This is a genomic window from Uruburuella testudinis, from assembly GCF_022870865.1.
In the GTDB taxonomy this organism is placed as follows: domain Bacteria; phylum Pseudomonadota; class Gammaproteobacteria; order Burkholderiales; family Neisseriaceae; genus Neisseria; species Neisseria testudinis.
Window position 1 is genome coordinate 637,024 of record NZ_CP091508.1, and the last position, 15,784, is coordinate 652,807.

17 protein-coding genes are annotated in these 15,784 nt (G+C 52.2%); 7 read left to right on the top strand and 10 right to left on the bottom strand.

Translation table 11 applies throughout. The features are described 5' to 3' along the window. Positions 1-13 precede the first annotated feature (13 nt). Both LVJ83_RS02860 and LVJ83_RS02865 read right to left on the bottom strand, forming a co-directional pair. Positions 14-556 (bottom strand): hypothetical protein, encoded by a 543-nt coding sequence (locus tag LVJ83_RS02860; RefSeq protein WP_244786131.1) that lies wholly within the window; start codon positions 554-556, stop codon positions 14-16. A gap of 273 nt (positions 557-829) precedes the next feature. Next, positions 830-1,705 (bottom strand): YicC/YloC family endoribonuclease, encoded by an 876-nt coding sequence (locus LVJ83_RS02865; RefSeq protein ID WP_244786133.1) that lies wholly within the window; start codon positions 1,703-1,705, stop codon positions 830-832. A gap of 103 nt (positions 1,706-1,808) precedes the next feature. Between LVJ83_RS02865 and rph the strand changes: the two genes are divergently transcribed. Next, positions 1,809-2,540, top strand: coding sequence for a ribonuclease PH (rph, locus tag LVJ83_RS02870; protein ID WP_244786135.1), 732 nt, complete (start codon positions 1,809-1,811; stop codon positions 2,538-2,540). Positions 2,541-2,626: 86 nt separating this feature from the next. Here the strand turns inward: rph and LVJ83_RS02875 are convergent, their stop codons facing one another. The 6 genes from LVJ83_RS02875 to hemN form a co-directional block, all read right to left on the bottom strand. Then, positions 2,627-3,544, bottom strand: coding sequence for an IS3 family transposase (locus LVJ83_RS02875; protein ID WP_244787616.1), 918 nt, complete (start codon positions 3,542-3,544; stop codon positions 2,627-2,629). Next, a complete protein-coding gene (locus LVJ83_RS02880; RefSeq protein ID WP_244786137.1) occupies positions 3,433-3,783 on the bottom strand; it encodes a helix-turn-helix domain-containing protein in 351 nt (116 codons plus the stop codon). The genes LVJ83_RS02875 and LVJ83_RS02880 overlap by 112 nt, the downstream gene beginning before the upstream one ends. Before the next feature lie 97 nt (positions 3,784-3,880). Continuing rightward, positions 3,881-4,723 carry a protease HtpX gene (gene htpX / locus LVJ83_RS02885; RefSeq protein ID WP_244786139.1) on the bottom strand — a complete coding sequence of 281 codons (843 nt, stop codon included), beginning with the start codon at positions 4,721-4,723 and terminating at the stop codon, positions 3,881-3,883. Positions 4,724-4,969: 246 nt separating this feature from the next. Next, positions 4,970-6,229 (bottom strand): glutamate-5-semialdehyde dehydrogenase, encoded by a 1,260-nt coding sequence (locus tag LVJ83_RS02890; protein WP_244786141.1) that lies wholly within the window; start codon positions 6,227-6,229, stop codon positions 4,970-4,972. Positions 6,230-6,351: 122 nt separating this feature from the next. Beyond that, positions 6,352-6,939 (bottom strand): opacity family porin, encoded by a 588-nt coding sequence (locus LVJ83_RS02895; RefSeq protein ID WP_244786143.1) that lies wholly within the window; start codon positions 6,937-6,939, stop codon positions 6,352-6,354. Between the two features lie 266 nt (positions 6,940-7,205). Beyond that, a complete protein-coding gene (gene hemN, locus LVJ83_RS02900; protein WP_244786145.1) occupies positions 7,206-8,612 on the bottom strand; it encodes an oxygen-independent coproporphyrinogen III oxidase in 1,407 nt (468 codons plus the stop codon). A 131-nt stretch (positions 8,613-8,743) separates the two neighbouring features. On the opposite strand from hemN, the gene fnr reads away from it, so the two are divergent. Then, a complete protein-coding gene (gene fnr / locus LVJ83_RS02905) occupies positions 8,744-9,478 on the top strand; it encodes a fumarate/nitrate reduction transcriptional regulator Fnr (protein WP_244786147.1) in 735 nt (244 codons plus the stop codon). Between the two features lie 182 nt (positions 9,479-9,660). Here fnr and LVJ83_RS02910 read toward each other — a convergent pair whose 3' ends face one another. Beyond that, positions 9,661-10,611: a CysB family HTH-type transcriptional regulator gene (locus LVJ83_RS02910; RefSeq protein WP_244786149.1), complete on the bottom strand. Its 951-nt coding sequence runs from the start codon at positions 10,609-10,611 to the stop codon at positions 9,661-9,663. A 451-nt stretch (positions 10,612-11,062) separates the two neighbouring features. Between LVJ83_RS02910 and LVJ83_RS02915 the strand changes: the two genes are divergently transcribed. The 5 genes from LVJ83_RS02915 (at position 11,063) to LVJ83_RS02935 (ending at position 15,524) form a co-directional block, all read left to right on the top strand. After that, positions 11,063-11,803 carry an OmpA family protein gene (locus LVJ83_RS02915; protein ID WP_244786151.1) on the top strand — a complete coding sequence of 247 codons (741 nt, stop codon included), beginning with the start codon at positions 11,063-11,065 and terminating at the stop codon, positions 11,801-11,803. A gap of 126 nt (positions 11,804-11,929) precedes the next feature. Further along, positions 11,930-12,889, top strand: coding sequence for a thiamine-phosphate kinase (gene thiL, locus LVJ83_RS02920; protein WP_244786153.1), 960 nt, complete (start codon positions 11,930-11,932; stop codon positions 12,887-12,889). Then, a complete protein-coding gene (locus tag LVJ83_RS02925) occupies positions 12,882-13,370 on the top strand; it encodes a phosphatidylglycerophosphatase A family protein (RefSeq protein ID WP_244786155.1) in 489 nt (162 codons plus the stop codon). Before thiL ends, LVJ83_RS02925 begins: the two co-directional genes overlap by 8 nt. A 185-nt stretch (positions 13,371-13,555) precedes the next feature. Beyond that, the gene (gene apaG, locus LVJ83_RS02930; RefSeq protein ID WP_244786157.1) at positions 13,556-13,924 is read left to right on the top strand and encodes a Co2+/Mg2+ efflux protein ApaG; all 369 of its coding nucleotides are present in this window, start codon (positions 13,556-13,558) and stop codon (positions 13,922-13,924) included. Between the two features lie 238 nt (positions 13,925-14,162). Next, positions 14,163-15,524: an alanine/glycine:cation symporter family protein gene (locus LVJ83_RS02935; RefSeq protein WP_244786159.1), complete on the top strand. Its 1,362-nt coding sequence runs from the start codon at positions 14,163-14,165 to the stop codon at positions 15,522-15,524. 92 nt (positions 15,525-15,616) lie between these two features. Here LVJ83_RS02935 and LVJ83_RS02940 read toward each other — a convergent pair whose 3' ends face one another. Then, positions 15,617-15,757: a hypothetical protein gene (locus LVJ83_RS02940; protein WP_244786161.1), complete on the bottom strand. Its 141-nt coding sequence runs from the start codon at positions 15,755-15,757 to the stop codon at positions 15,617-15,619. Between the last annotated feature and the right edge of the window lie 27 nt (positions 15,758-15,784).

The window sequence follows — 15,784 nt, forward strand, 5'->3', positions numbered from 1 at the left end:
TTACCCTACTTTTTTAATCCGTTGCAGATGCCCCGCGGCTCGCCGGCACTGCGCCGACGGCCGCATCCGCCGCACGGCCATCCTGCTGTTTCACCCAGCGGACAATATCTTTACCCAGTGCATTATTCACGCGCTTCAATACGCTGCACGAGCTTTTAAAAGCCCCCAAAACACCGCCCATCGAGCTGCGCGACAATTGGGTTTCCGCCACTTTGACATTGTCGCGAAACAAAGCCACATCAACATGAGTGGCCTTATAATGCCCGATTAACGCAAAGCCGTAACTGCGCGCCGCATCAATGGCGATTTCCAAGCGGTCGGGATAGTCAGACAATTTACCATCTGCCTGCCGGATGCCGACACCCTGCTTGCCGCCCTGCTGCAACAGCGCGGCTGAAAAATCCGCCCCAAGATTGGTGCACTCTTTCACTACCCTTTCCGCAATTTGATTGGCATCGGCATACGGTATTTGGGGTTCGATATAATAAGTGTTCTGCGCAAACGCCGCCGAGCTCAACATCAACCCGATACCTGCCGCCATCATCTGATATTTCATTATTCTGACTTTCATTAAATTTGATAATAATTTGAAATTATATCAAATTGGATATTCAGTTGGAAAAGATAATCTCCGCCGGGGTGTCCTGACCATTCGTTTATGAGGGGATTTTTGTTCCTGGAAATGCAGATGCCAGGCAAAAAACGCAGCAGATGTGCTTTTAGCGCAAAAAAGATGATGATAGATGAATGGTCAGGACACCCTAGATAGCAAAGGCCGTCTGAAAACTTTTCCGTTTCAGACGGCCTTTGCTCCCACATCCGGCAAGCGTTATTCAATATTCTGCACCTGCTCGCGCATCTGCTCGATCAACACTTTCAATTCTACCGAAGCCTGAGTGCATTCGGCGGCGATGGCTTTGCTGCCCAACGTGTTGGCTTCGCGGTTGAGCTCCTGCATTAAAAAGTCGAGCCGCTTGCCCACGCTGCCTTTGCTCTCGCTCACAATACGGCGCACTTCGGCAATGTGGGTGCGCAGGCGGCTGAATTCTTCGTCGACATCGGCTTTCTGCATAAACAGGGCGAATTCTTGCTGCAAACGGTTATCATCGATATTGGCCACGGCTTCTTGCAGGCGGGTGCGCACTTTTTCTAAATGCGCTTCCAATAAATGCGGAAACAGCTCGCTGAGCGAATCGACGATTTCTTCCATCGCCGCCAAGCGCTCCAGCAGATGTTGTTGCAGCTTGCCGCCCTCGCGCGCACGGGCGGCGGCGAAATCTTTCAGCGCTTTTTCAAGCAGCTTTTGCACGGTTTTGGCAAAGGCTTCTTCATCTTCACCCTGGCTCGACAATACGCCGGGAAACTTCAAAATATCGGCCACACCGAGTTTGCCCAAATCTTCATGCTGTTTGCGCCACTTTTTATTCAGATAGGCCAATTGGTGCACCAGCTCCTGATTAATCGCCAATTTGCCGCCGGCGCCCGCTTCCAGCGTCTGCACTTGGATACGGCACTCGATTTTGCCGCGCACGGCATATTGTGCCACCGCTTCGCGCATATGGCTTTCCAGATGGCGCAAGTCGTCGGGCATTTTAAACTGCACGTCGAGGTAGCGGTGGTTGACGGCGCGGATGTCCAGATTAATGCGCTTGCCGCCGCTCTCGCCTGCGGCGTTGGCAAAGCCGGTCATGCTGTGGATGCTCATGGGGTTTGACTCCGTATCATAATAGTGAGTGAAAGTGCTTGAAATATACCACAGTCGAGCATGCTATAATTTGCGCCGAACGCTTACCCAGGAATAAATTTTGATGACCACTCCCTATATCCGCACCTCACGCCCCGCCGATGCCTTGCGCCCAGTCCGCATCACGCCGGGATTTCTGCCCCACGCCGACGGCTCCTGCCTGATTGAAGCGGGCAACACCAAAGTCATCTGCACCGCCACCATCGACGAGCATCTGCCGCCGTTTCTGCGCGGTAAAGACCAAGGCTGGGTCACTGCCGAATACGGCATGCTGCCCGCCTCCACCGCCGGGCGCATGCGCCGTGAAGCCGCCGCCGGCAAACAAAGCGGCCGCACCCAGGAAATCCAGCGCCTCATCGGCCGCTCGCTGCGCGCGGTGGTGGATTTGAGCAAACTGGGCGAACGCCAGATTTTAATCGACTGCGATGTTATCCAAGCCGACGGCGGCACCCGCACCGCCAGCATCACCGGCGCATTTGTGGCGCTGCATATGGCCGTCAGCAAACTGCTGGCCGCCGGCATGCTGATCCACAACCCCATCCGCGAAGCCGTGGCGGCCGTGTCTGCCGGCGTGGTGGGCGGCGTGCCGCTGCTGGATTTAGATTACCCTGAAGATTCCGGCTGCGACAGCGATGTGAATATTGTGATGACCGCATCGGGCAACATCATCGAAATCCAAGGCACCGCCGAGGGCGCGCCGTTCAGCCGGGCAGAATTAAACGCCCTGATCGAATTGGGCCACAAAGGCGTGGCCGAGCTGGTGCAGCACCAACAGCAAGCGCTTGAGGCTTACTGAGCATTCATTTATAGGCAAAAGGCCGTCTGAAAAATGAACTGCCCCCCAAATCTTGGACATTTTAAAACCGCTGAATCAATCACGCTTCAAGCGGCGGTTGCAAACTGAGTTCTGTATGCCACAGGGCTCAGTTTTTTCAAATTCAAACTCAATCGCTCATGATTGTAGTAGCGGATATAGTCATGTATTTCCGCCTCCAATTCCTCTATCGAAGCAAAAGTCCGGTTGTAGAAACATTCCGTCTTCAATATTGCGAAAAAACTCTCCATCGGCGCATTATCCCAGCAATTGCCTTTGCGCGACATGCTTTGGGTGATGCCTGCCTCTGCCAATTGCTCACGATACGCATGGCAACGATACAATACGCCCTGGTCGGAGTGCAGTATCGGTTTGCGTGCGCCCAGCTGCGCTACTGCCTGTGACAGCATGGCCGTTACCATTTCGCTGTTCGGGCGGCGCGACAGGTGATAGCTGCGGATTTCGCGGTTATACAAATCGAGTATCGGCGACAGATACAGCTTTTGACCGTCGCATTTGAATTCGGTGACATCGGTCAGCCATTTCTCGTCGGGTGTCTTGGCGTTAAAGTTGCGCTTCAACAGATTCTCGGATGTTTCGCCCATCGCCGGCGGGTGGTATTTCCGCTTGGCTCTGACGATGGCTTTTAAATTCATTTTTTTCATCAGCCGCGCTACTTTCTTGGTGTTCCATGACAGTGCGGCGGCAATGCGCCTTTGTCCGTAACAGCCTTTGTGCTGCTGGTAAACGGCGTATACTGCTTCCATATCTGCCTGATCTTTGTCGGGCTTTTGGTTGCTTTTTCTGCTGAAGTAGAAGCTGCTTTTTGACAGTTCGGCAGATTCGCAAAGATATTTTAGCGGGTGTTCTGTTTTTAATGCTTCGATGATGCGGGCTTTTTCTCGGTTGGGTTTGTGCGCTTCATCAGCGCATCGAGCTTTTTTAGATAGGCGTTCTCCGCTCTGAGGTAGGCGACTTCTTCTAATAGCTCTGCCTGTGTTTTTTCGGCATCGGGTTTGTCGGTAATAAAGGGGTTTTTGCGTTGTTTGGACATGGTGCTTTGAGGGTACTCCAGCGCGTGGATGCCTGCTCGTTCGTAGGCGGCAATCCATCGGCGTAAGTGGGTTCGGGATATTTGAAGCTCGTCTGCGGTGCGTTGTTGGCTTCTGAGTGCATAATAACGCATCACGGCCTGATGTTTGAAGTGTAGGCTGTATTTAGACATAAGAAAACTGTACCTTTCATGGGTTGGTGGGGGTGTCCAACTTTTGGGGTACAGTTCATTTTTCAGACGGCCTTTATCATGCTATCGGGTTTGAGTTTTACAAGCCTTTCAAACGGGCGATGCGGTTATCTAAAGTGGGATGGGTAGAGAGCAGCGAATCTTTTTCTTCGCTGGCAATGCCCATGGCGGCCATTTCTTTGGGCAGGTCGCTGGGGTTGCCTTTGAGGCGTTGCAGCGCGGCAATCATTTTGGGTGCGCCCACCAGTTTGGCTGCACCGGCATCGGCACGGTATTCGCGCTGGCGGCTGAACCACATCACGATAAAGCTGGCCAAAAAGCCGAATACAATCTGCAATACCATGCTGACCATAAAGTAAGTGCCTTGCGATACTTCGCCGCTGTCGTTGCGGGCAACCATGCCGGAGACGATGCGCGCCAAGAAGACCACAAAGGTGTTGACCACGCCTTGAATCAGGGTCAGGGTAACCATGTCGCCATTGCCGACGTGCGCCATTTCGTGAGCCAAGACGGCTTCCACTTCATCGCGGGTCATGCTGTGCATCAAGCCGGTGCTGACGGCTACGAGCGAGTTGTTTTTGCTGGCGCCGGTGGCAAAGGCATTGGGCTCGGGGGATTGGTAGATGGCCACTTCGGGTGTTTTCAGATTCCATTGGCGCGCCTGATTTTCCACGGTTTGCAGCAGCCAGGCTTCGGCTTCATTGCGCGGCTGGGTAATCACTTCGGCTCCTACCGAGCGTTTGGCCACCATTTTTGAAGTGAGCAGGGAAATGATGGAGCCGGTAAAGCCGATAACGGCAGAGTAAACCAGCAGGCTGCCCATTTGATCGGGGTTGCTGCTGATGCCCAGCAGGCTCAGGATGATGCTGATAACAACCAGTACGGCGATGTTGGTGGCGAGAAACAAAAAAATACGTTTCACAGGTTTTCCTTCTTTCAGTGTGGTTTGGTTTTTATTTTTTCGGGTTTGCCCGAAGCGTGGCGCCATTGTCGCAAAAAGTGGCGGGGCGGCAAAGATGCGCTTTGGAAAAGGTATGCAAATTTATGAATGTTTGGAAGAAAAGCGGATTGTTGCGGTTGGGTTGCGTAAATCAAAAGGCCGTCTGAAATCGCTTCAGACGGCCTTTTGATGAGGAGTTTGGCCGGGGATGATCGGCTTGGCCGGTGCTTAGGTGCGGATTTGGCCGTTGCCCAACACCACCCATTTTTGGCTGGTAAGGCCGTGCAGGCCGACGGGGCCGCGGACGTGGATTTTGTCGGTGGAAATGCCGATTTCCGCGCCCAAGCCGTATTCAAAGCCGTCGGCAAAACGGGTGGATGCGTTGACCATCACGCTGGCTGAGTCTACTGCGCGCAAAAAGATTTGCGCATCGGTGTAGTTTTCAGTAACGATGCTGTCGGTGTGGTGGCTGCCGTGGGTGTTGATGTGGGCGATGGCTTCGGTCAGGCTGTCAACGATTTTTACGGCCAAAATCGGGGCGAGATATTCGGTATCCCAGTCTTCTTCTGTGGCGGCTATGATGTCGGGCAGTATGTTGCGGGTGCGCACGCAGCCGCGCAGTTCTACTGCTTTTTCGGCGTATTTTTCGGCCAGCAGGGGTAATATTTCAACGGCACGCGCTTCGTGTATCAGCAATGTTTCTATGGTATTGCAGGTGCCGTAGCGGGAAGTTTTGGCATTAAAGGCGATATCCAGCGCTTTTGGGGTGTCGGCGGCGCGGTCGATATACACATGGCAGATGCCGTCGAGATGTTTGATCACGGGCACTTGGGCTTCGGCACTGATGCGCGCTACCAGCGATTTGCCGCCGCGCGGAATAATCACATCGATTAAATCGGGGCTTTGCAGCATGGCGCCGACGCTTTCGCGGCTGGTGTTTTCAATCAGCCGCACGGCATCCACGGGCAGGCCGTTTTCGCGCAGGGCCTGGGTAATCAGCTTGGCAATGGCCATATTGCCGTTGAATGCCTCGCTGCCGCCGCGTAATACGCAGGCATTGCCTGATTTGAGGCACAGTGCCGCGGCGTCAACGGTTACATTTGGGCGTGATTCGTAAATGATGCCGATAACGCCCAGCGGCACGCGCATTTTACCGATTTGCAGGCCATTGGGGCGGTTGCGGAATTCATCCATTTCCCCCACCGGGTCGGGCAGGGCGGCGACTTGGCGTAGGCCTTCGCACATGCCGGCGATGGTGGTTTCGGTGAGCTTGAGGCGCTCAAGCAGAGCGGTTTCCAGGCCTTTGGCAGCGGCCTGTGCCATATCTTCTGCATTGGCGGCCAAAATGGCGGTTTGGTGTTGCTCAATCAATTCGGCCAGGCGCAGCAGGGCGGTATTTTTTTGTGCGGTTGTGGCTGCAGCCAATTGGTAAAACGCCTGTTTGGCGGCAGCGGCGGTGTCACGCACATAGTCGGCAATATTTTGCATGTTTTCAGACGGCCTTATGCGGAGATGGTAGAAAATCTATAATAAATGCTGCAGGCCGATTGGGCAATAGCCAAACAGGCCGTCTGAATGCTTCAGACGGCCTGTTGTCGGAAACGGGCTGCTTAGAAGTTATAGCGCACGCCGAGGTTTGCGCCATATTGATGCACTTTGGCTGATTGCGAACCGATTTTGCCGAGGTAATTGTATTCTACACCGGTATTTAAGGCTAATTTGTCGGTAAACTGATATTGAGCGCCCAACACCGCGCCTGCACCTAAGCGGGTATTGGATTCGCTTTTGCTGATGTGGGAACGGGAGACTGCGGTAGTGCGCTCTTCTTCTGCATCTAAATTCAGGTAGTTGAGCCCGATGCGTACACCGGCATAGGGTGTGAGCGCAGATTGGTTGTGGAAATCGTAAATGGCAGATACGCCGACAGAGTGGGCGCTGACTTCTGCTTTGTGATAAGCATTGGTAGAGGTTTCTTGGTTTTCGAGCTGGCCGAAGTAGGTGTAATCAACCGCATAACGGAGGTTGCCGGTGTCTTTGCCGACAGCAATGCGCGCAGTGGGGCTGTTGTCTTTGAAACTGCGGCCGCTTTCTTTGGCTGTTAATTTGGAGTAGCCGGCATCGCCTTGCAGATACCAGCCTTCGGCAGCAGCCATGCTTGATACGCCGGCCAAAATGGCGGCCAATACGATTTTTTTCATGAGTTTAATCCATATTATGTGGTTGGGGGAAGTTGCTATAGGCTCAGCAATTTTCAAGGCTTCTTGATGAATCTTCTTTTTAAAACAAACAGGTTGATTTGAAAAATACGGTTATTCAATTGCCTTTGCTATAATTGTAACACAATAAAGAAACGGGTGTTAATATTATTAATATTGGTATGCATTTATAAATTATATATTTGTGTATTTTTAATATGAGGCCGTCTGAAAATTCAGACGGCCTGTTGACTGTTGTTAAAACACGCTTATACGGTTTGCGAATATTGTGCCTTGGTTTCTTTATGGCGCAAGTGGTAGTCGAACACCATGGCAATATTGCGGATGAGGAAGCGGCCTTTAGGGGTGACTTTCAGCCCGTTGGCTTTCAGATGCAGCAGGCCGAGTGCGGCCAGTTGTTGTAAATCGGCAAGCTCGTCTTTGAAATATTGGCTGAACGGAATGCCGAAGATGCTTTCGTAGAGCTGAAAATCGAGGGAAAAGCGGCACATCAAATCTTGAATGATGTTGCGGCGCAGGATGTCGTCGCGGTTGAGTTGGTAGCCGCGCATGACCGGTAGGCGGCCTGAGTCGATGGCGGCGTAATAAGCATCGATGTCACGCTCGTTTTGCACGTAGCTGCTGCCGATTTTGCCGATGCTGGAAACGCCGATGGCCACCAGATCGCAGTCGGCATAGGTGGAATAGCCTTGAAAATTGCGTTGCAGCCAACCTTCTTTTAAGGCGGTGGAAAGCTCGTCTTTGGGCTTGGCGAAGTGATCCATGCCGATAAATACATAACCGCGTTCGGTGAGGGTTTGCACGGCGTATTGCAAAATATCGAGCTTTTCTTCGCTGCCGGGCACGGCTTCGGTGTCGATGCGGCGTTGGGGTTTGAAAATATGCGGCAGGTGGGCGTAGTGGTAGAGCGCGAGGCGGTCGGGATCGAGTGAGAGTACGGTGTCGATGGTGGGCTTGATGCTTTCCAGCGATTGGTGAGGCAGGCCGTAAATCAAATCAACACTCACTGATTTGAATCCGGCTTCACGGGCCGCTTCGATGACTTCGCGCGTTTCTTCAACGGTTTGGATGCGGTTGACGGCCTGCTGCACTTTGGGATCAAAATCCTGAATGCCTACACTCATGCGGTTAAAGCCGAGCCGGCCGAGATGGTGTACGGTGTCGCGGCTTACTTTGCGCGGGTCGATTTCAATCGAATATTCGCCGCTGGGAATCAGTTGGAAATGTTTGCGTATCATGGCAAACACACGTTCGAGCTGGTCGTCGCTTAAAAAAGTGGGGGTGCCGCCGCCGAAGTGCAGTTGGGCGAGCTGGTGGCGGCCGTTGAGGTGCGGGGCGAGCAAATCCATTTCGCGTTCTAAGTATTCGATATAGGCATCGGCACGGGATTTGTCTTTGGTGATGATTTTGTTGCAGCCGCAGTAATAGCAGATGGTGTTACAAAACGGAATGTGGATATAAAGCGACAGCGGTTTGTTGAGCGCACCCAAGCTGCGCAATTGCAGGGCGTGGGTGTATTCGGGTTCGCCAAAACCGTTGTGGAAGCGGTCTGCCGTGGGGTAGGAAGTGTAGCGCGGGCCGCTGGCGGGCAGGCTGGCAATCAGATTGCGGTCGAATTCGGGTTGGGTGTTTGTGTGTATGGGTATGGTTTTCATGTTGTGTTCTGGTGTGTGAATGAATCAATTAGGCAAAGCTAAGCTAGTTTGGTAGAATGCCGATATTATGATAAACATGCCTTGACGTGAGTCAATACTCAATAAGTCGGGGCTGAATAAAGGTTGCCGATATGTCTGCACACACGAATTCAAACCAGCTCAAAGCCTTGTGTTCCACGTGTTCATTGCGTGAGTTGTGTCTGCCGGTGGGCTTGATGCCGACCGAGTTTGAGCAGCTGGATGCGGTTATCCGCCAAAGCCGCCGTCTGAAAAAGGGCGAATACCTCTTTCGGGCGGGCGAGCCTTTTACATCTCTGTATGCCATACGTACCGGTTTTTTCAAAACCACGGTGGCCAGCCAAGACGGCCGCGATCAGGTTACCGGCTTTTTTATGTCGGGCGAGTTGATCGGCATGGACGGCATTTGCTCGCATGTGCACAGCTGTGATGCGGTGGCGTTGGAAGACAGTGAAGTGTGCGAACTGCCGTTTGCCCATATGGAAGAGCTCGGCCAAAATATTCCCAGCCTGCAAACCCATTTTTTCCGCCTGATGAGCCGTGAGATTGTGCGCGACCAGGGCGTGATGCTGTTGTTGGGCAATATGCGTGCAGAAGAGCGCTTGGCGGCGTTTTTGCTGAATTTGTCGAACCGCCTGTATTCGCGCGGTTTTGCTGCCAATGATTTTATCTTGCGGATGTCGCGCGAGGAAATCGGCAGCTATTTGGGGCTGAAGCTGGAAACCGTCAGCCGCACCTTGTCAAAATTTCATCATGAGGGTCTGATTTTGGTGGAGCATAAACACATCAAAATCTTGGATCCGCAGGCATTGAAGAAAATGGTGTCAGGCTGTGCGCATGCGCTGTAAGGCATTGATTACAAGCATTTATGAGGCCGTCTGAAGCGTTTTCAGACGGCCTCATTATTTATCAATATTCAACGCATGCGGTTTTATATTCATACAAAAGTAAGCCGGCAAGACAGCCAGTCGAATGCAGTACGCACGCGCGGCGACGAGTTAGTCGGTTAGATTATTGTTGTGAATGGAGATTAAATCGAAAAATCTTCTTCAATCGGCATATACAGCATTTTATCAATACGCTCGCGTGTCAGTTGCGGGGCAAACAGGTTGATAAAATCATAAGTGTAACCGCGTAGGTAGGTATCCGGCCGTAGAGCGATATAAGTGGAAGAAGGTTCGAACAAATGATCGGCATCAACCAGCTGCAAATCGGCATCGTTTTTGGGGTCAAACGCCATTTTGGCCATAATGCCTACGCCCAAGCCGAGTTTGACATAAGTTTTCAATACATCGGTATCGGCGGCGGAAAGCGCTACTTTGGGCTGCTCGATGCGTGCTTTTTGAAAGGCGCGGGCGATGCTGCTGCCGTTGTTGAAGGCGAATTCGTAAGTGACGAGGGGGTAGCCGCTCAAATCGTTGATGCTCAAAGGGTGGCGGCAATCGAGCAGCGGATGGTCGTGCGGCACCACAATGGCGTGCGTCCATTCATAGCAGGGCAGTTTGCGCAATTCGATATGCTCATCGATAGACTCGGTGGCGATGGCAAAGTCGGCCTCGCCGCTGCCCACCATTTGAGCGATGGCGGTAGGGCTGCCCTGTTTGATGCTTAATTCGACTTTGGGATAGCGCTTGACAAAGTCGGCCACGATGCGCGGCAGCACATAACGCGCTTGGGTGTGGGTGGTGGCGATAGTAAGCGAGCCGCTGTCGTGGTCGGTAAATTCGCTGCCGATATTTTTAATATTCTGCACATCCCGCAAAATGCGTTCAGAAAGCTCCAATACGGCTTTGCCCGGCTGTGATACCGAAACCACACGCTTGCCGCTGCGGATAAAGATTTGAATGCCCAATTCTTCTTCCAGCAGGCGGATTTGTTTGGAAATGCCCGGCTGCGATGTAAACAGTGCGTCGGCGGCTTCGGAAACATTCAAATTGTGGCGGTAAACTTCCAGGGCGTAGCGTAATTGTTGTAGTTTCATAAGTGTAGGGTAGGGCTGTGCGGAAAAATGTGGGTTTTGTGCGACACGGTGCGTTAAATGTAGCATATTTCATGAGGCCTTGCCCGTTTTCTCCTTTTTTCAAAGAAAGCTTTTGTTTTTACAGAAACTATCTTGGTTTTGTAATATATGGGCATTTTATGGGCCCTCTCCGGGTGTTGCGTTTGTGCAACGACAAAGCCGCAAGCAGCGCAATTTGGTTGTAAATAAATGACACAGGATTGATTTTTCGGCATGATTCATAATTAGGAAGCGGGCCGTTTCGCAGTTGTGCTCAGGCAGCGCGCTATTGACAGTTTGCCCTTAGCTTCTTATAGTGCAAACCTGATATATCCGATTTGCCGCCGTTATTACAGCGGCCTGTATATTGGTGATTTGTGGCGTTTACACTCCGGTGTGGCCGTTGCATAACAATTTTTGATGAGGGAATAAAATGACCAAACAGCTTAAATTAAGCGCCTTGTTCGTTGCTCTGGTAGCTTCAGGCACCGCAATGGCCAGCGAAGCGCATACCAAACACGGTTACACCGTTGATCGTGAACAAACCGTGGTTCGCAACAACTACGGCGAGTGCTGGGAAAATACCTACCTGGACAAAGCGACCCAAGGCCGTATCGAATGTGGCGATGCCACTCCGGTTCAATCTGCTCCCGAATATGCTGACGAAACTGTTGCCCTGTCTGCCCAAACTCTGTTTGGTTTCGACCGCGACAACCTGCGTCCTGAAGCAAGCGAAACCTTGAATGCGCTGGCCCAACGTTTGAGCGACACCAACGTTGAAGCCGTACGTGTTGAAGGCCACACCGACTTCATGGGCTCTGAAGCTTACAACCAAGCATTGTCTGAGCGTCGTGCCAACGTGGTTGCCAACTATCTGGTTAACCGCGGCGTTCCTGCCGGCAAAATCACTGCTGTAGGTTTGGGCGAGTCTCAAGCGCGCATGACTGCTTCTTGTGAGGCTGAAGTAGCCAAACTGGGTTCACGCGTATCTCGCGCCAACAAACGTGCTGCTCTGATTGCATGTATCGAACCTGATCGCCGTGTAGACGTGCGCATCCGCACCTTGGTAACCCGCCAAGTGGCTCCGGGTCAAGTTGAAGGCGAGCGTCCTGCTGTTGACAACGGCTGGATTCCGGGCCCGAAATCTTCAATTCACGGCTACACCCGTCCGTAAGCTTGAAGATGTAAAGATAGTTTGAAGAAACCCCGCCTTGGCGGGGTTTTGTGCATTTTCAGGCGGGCGGTTGGGCGTGTTTCGGTTTATAATGTCGCCTTATTGCAACAATCGGGCATGGTTTGAATGACAGAATTCGATTTTATCCGCCGCTACCTGATGCGGCAGCAAAGTGATAAGGATGTGTTGCTCGGCATTGGCGATGATGCGGCTATTGTGCGCCCGCGCACCGGCTTCGATTTGTGTTTCAGTAGTGATATGCTGTTGGCCGGCCGGCACTTTTTTGCCGATGTGGCACCTGCCGACTTAGCGCATAAAGTGTTGGCAGTGAATATTTCTGATATGGCGGCCATGGGCGCACAGCCGCGCTGGGCGTTGTTGAGTGCGGCATTACCAAAATTGGATGAGGCATGGTTGCAGGCATTTTGTGATGGCTTGTTTGGTTTGGCCGGGCAATTCGGTATCACGCTGATTGGCGGCGACACCACCAAAGGCGATTATGTGTTTAATATCACCATTGCCGGCGAATTGCCGCAAGGGCAGGCCTTGCGCCGTGATGCGGCGGAGGCGGGTGACGATATTTGGGTGTCGGGCCGGATAGGTTTGGCTGCGGCGGCACTCAACCACCATTGGCAGACGTTGGTGCTGCCGGAGGCGGTGCATACTTTATGCGAGCCGGCAAGATTACGCCCGATGCCGCGTGTGGCCCTTGGACAGGCCTTGCTGACGGTGGCGCATGCGGCTCAAGATATTTCAGACGGCCTCGCGCAAGACATCGGCCATATTCTCAAGGCTTCGGGTGTGGGGGCGGAAATTTTTGCCGACCGGCTGCCGACCTTGCCGATATTGCGCACACTGTTGCCGCAGGCGCGTTTATATGATTATCTGCTGGCCGGCGGTGACGATTATGAGCTGGTGTTTACCGCGCCTGAGCAGCAGCGTGATGCGGTATTGGCGGCAGGCCGGGCGGCGGATACACCGGTTACCCGCATCGGCAGGGTGTTTGCCGGCGAGGGTTTGCGCATTTTGGAGGCAAACGGTAAAGAAATGCAGTTAACTCATTTGGGGTTCGATCATTTTGGCTGATATCAAACCGACTTTTTCTTGGCTGAAAAAACGGCCGTTATGCCTGCTCGGCTTTGGTTTCGGCAGCGGGCTGGCACCGGTGGCGCCGGGTACGTTCGGCACGCTGCCCGCCTTGCCGATGGCTTTTGTGTTACACCTCATCGGGGTAGACGGCTGGTGGCTGGCGGCTTTATGTGCGCTGCTGTTTGTATGGGGCATCCGCATCTGCAATCACACGGAACGTGCATTGGGTATTCAGGATTACGGCGGCATTGTGTGGGACGAGATTGTGGCCATGCTGCTGATTTTGGCATTTGTGCCGTTTTATTGGGGCTGGTGGCTGGCGGCGTTTGTGTTGTTCCGTTTGCTGGATGCGCTCAAGCCTTGGCCGATAAAATGGTTTGATGCGCGGGTGCACGGCGGTTTCGGCATTATGTTGGATGATTTGATTGCGGCGCTGTTTGCCTTGCTGATATTAAATATTGCCGCTTGGTTGATTTGATACTCTAGGGAATTCTGACCATTCGATTTAAGGGTGTATTTTGCCCCTGAAAACACATCTGCTGCGTTTTTTGCCAGGCACCTGCATTTTCAGGAACAAAAATCCCTCCATAAACAGACATATCAGGACACCCCAGGCCGTTTGAAAACTACAGTAAAATAGTAAATGATAATAATGAGAGATTTATGAACGAAATTGAAATTCAGGTGCAACCGAATTATCTGGCGGAGCAAAGCAATGTGATGAACGATAAATACGTGTTCAGCTATCATATCACCATCCGCAATCGCAGCCATGATATTGTGACGTTACGTAAGCGCCATTGGGAAATCACCGATGCACACGGCGATGTGGAAAGCGTGTCGGGTGTCGGTGTGGTGGGCGAACAGCCGGTGCTGTATCCGGGAGATGATTATGAATATAACAGCGGAGCTCATTTAAGCACGCCGTGGGGCTGCATGGAAGGGTATTATGAGTTTGAAGACAGCTATGGCGAGCGTTTTTCGGTGCCGGTGCCGCGATTTGACTTAAAAGCCGATATCACTGTGCAATAAAGAAACAAATTGTTGATTTAGGTGTTTTATCTGAAAGCCGCTAAATTTATAGCTTTAAATACTGGCTTTAATCATTAATACAGGCCGTCTGAATGTTTTTCAGACGGCCTGTATTTATTTTAAGGTCAATAAAACCAAAGCTTTGATTAAAGAGGATTAACCTCGGCTTGCATTTCTTAACGCCTTGTGCTGAAATGAAGGCCATCACAAGAAATTGTAAACAATCAGGAGAGAAGCCATGGAAGGATTGAAGAATTTTTTCGATATGCTGGGCGGCTGGGTATGGGGGCCGGCCATGCTGGTGCTGCTGGTCGGCACCGGTGTGTTGCTGACTGTAGTATTGAAAGGCTTACAGTTCAGCATGCTCGGCTATGCTTTGAAGCAGGCGTTCCGCCCGCATCCGAAAAAGCATGACGGCAGCGATCACGACGGTGATATTTCGCATTTCGGCGCCCTGATGACTGCGCTTTCCGCCACCATCGGCACCGGTAATATTGCCGGCGTGGCCACTGCGGTGGTGTTGGGCGGGCCGGGTGCGGTGTTTTGGATGTGGATCACCGCCATTTTCGGTATGGCCACCAAATACGGCGAGGGCGTGCTGGCCGTGAAATACCGCGTGGTGAATAAAAGAGGCGAAATGTCGGGCGGCCCGATGTATTACATCGAGCGCGGCCTGAATATGAAATGGATGGCCTTGCTGTTTGCATTGTTCGGCACCATTGCTTCGTTTGGTATCGGCAGCTCGGTGCAGGCCAACTCAGTGGCGATGTCGATTCAAAGCAGCTTCAGTGTCGACCCTTGGATTACCGGTGTGATTTTGACTGTGCTCACCGGTATTGTGATTTTGGGCGGTATTAAAAGTATTGCCAGAGCGGCATCGATTATTGTGCCCTTTATGGCGATTCTGTATGTGTTGGGCGGCTTGGGCATTATTTTGCTGCACGTTGATTTGCTGTGGCCGGCAATTGAACGAATCGTGAGCGATGCATTTAATTTCAGCGCCGCAGCAGGCGGTATGGCCGGCGCGGCCATCCGCTACGGTGTGGCACGCGGTGTGTTTTCAAACGAAGCCGGTATGGGCTCGGCGCCGATTGCCGCAGCCGCTGCAAAAACCGACCATCCGGTGCGTCAGGCGCTGGTGTCGATGACCGGCACATTTTTGGACACCATTATCGTGTGCAGCATTACCGGTATTGTGTTGGTGATGGGGATTTTGAGCAACCAAAGCCCGGCCGGTGAAACCGGTGCGGCGCTGACTACCCACACATTCAACAATATGCTGCCCGGCCCCGGCGGTTGGATTGTAACGTTCGGTCTGATTTTCTTTGCCTATTCCACCATTTTGGGCTGGTGTTACTATGGTGAGAAATGTGCGGCTTATGTGTTTGGAGATGGATTTGTGCCGTTTTACCGTTTGATTTATGTGGCCACCGTGATGCTCGGCACCATTGCCAGCCTTGATTTGGTGTGGTCGGCAGCAGATACGTTTAACGGCCTGATGGCGATTCCCAACTTGATTGCGCTGCTGTTGCTGTATAAAGTGATCGTCAGCGAAACCAAAGATTTTAAAGCCAAACGTCAAAGCGGCGAACTGCCTTAAAAGAAAAAGGTTTTTTCAGACGGCCTGAGGTATTCGGGCCGTTTTGTTTTGGCCGTCTGAATCATATTGATTGATATGACGGCATTGATACCTTAGGGTATCCTGACCATTCGATTGACGGGTGTATTTTGCCCCTGAAAGCGCATCTGCTGCGTTAAAAAGCCTCGTAAGATGTCCAATTTTGCTGCGTTTTTTCCTGGCATCTGCATTTTCAGGAACAAAAATCCCCTCATAAACGACACATCAGGACACCCTAGCCT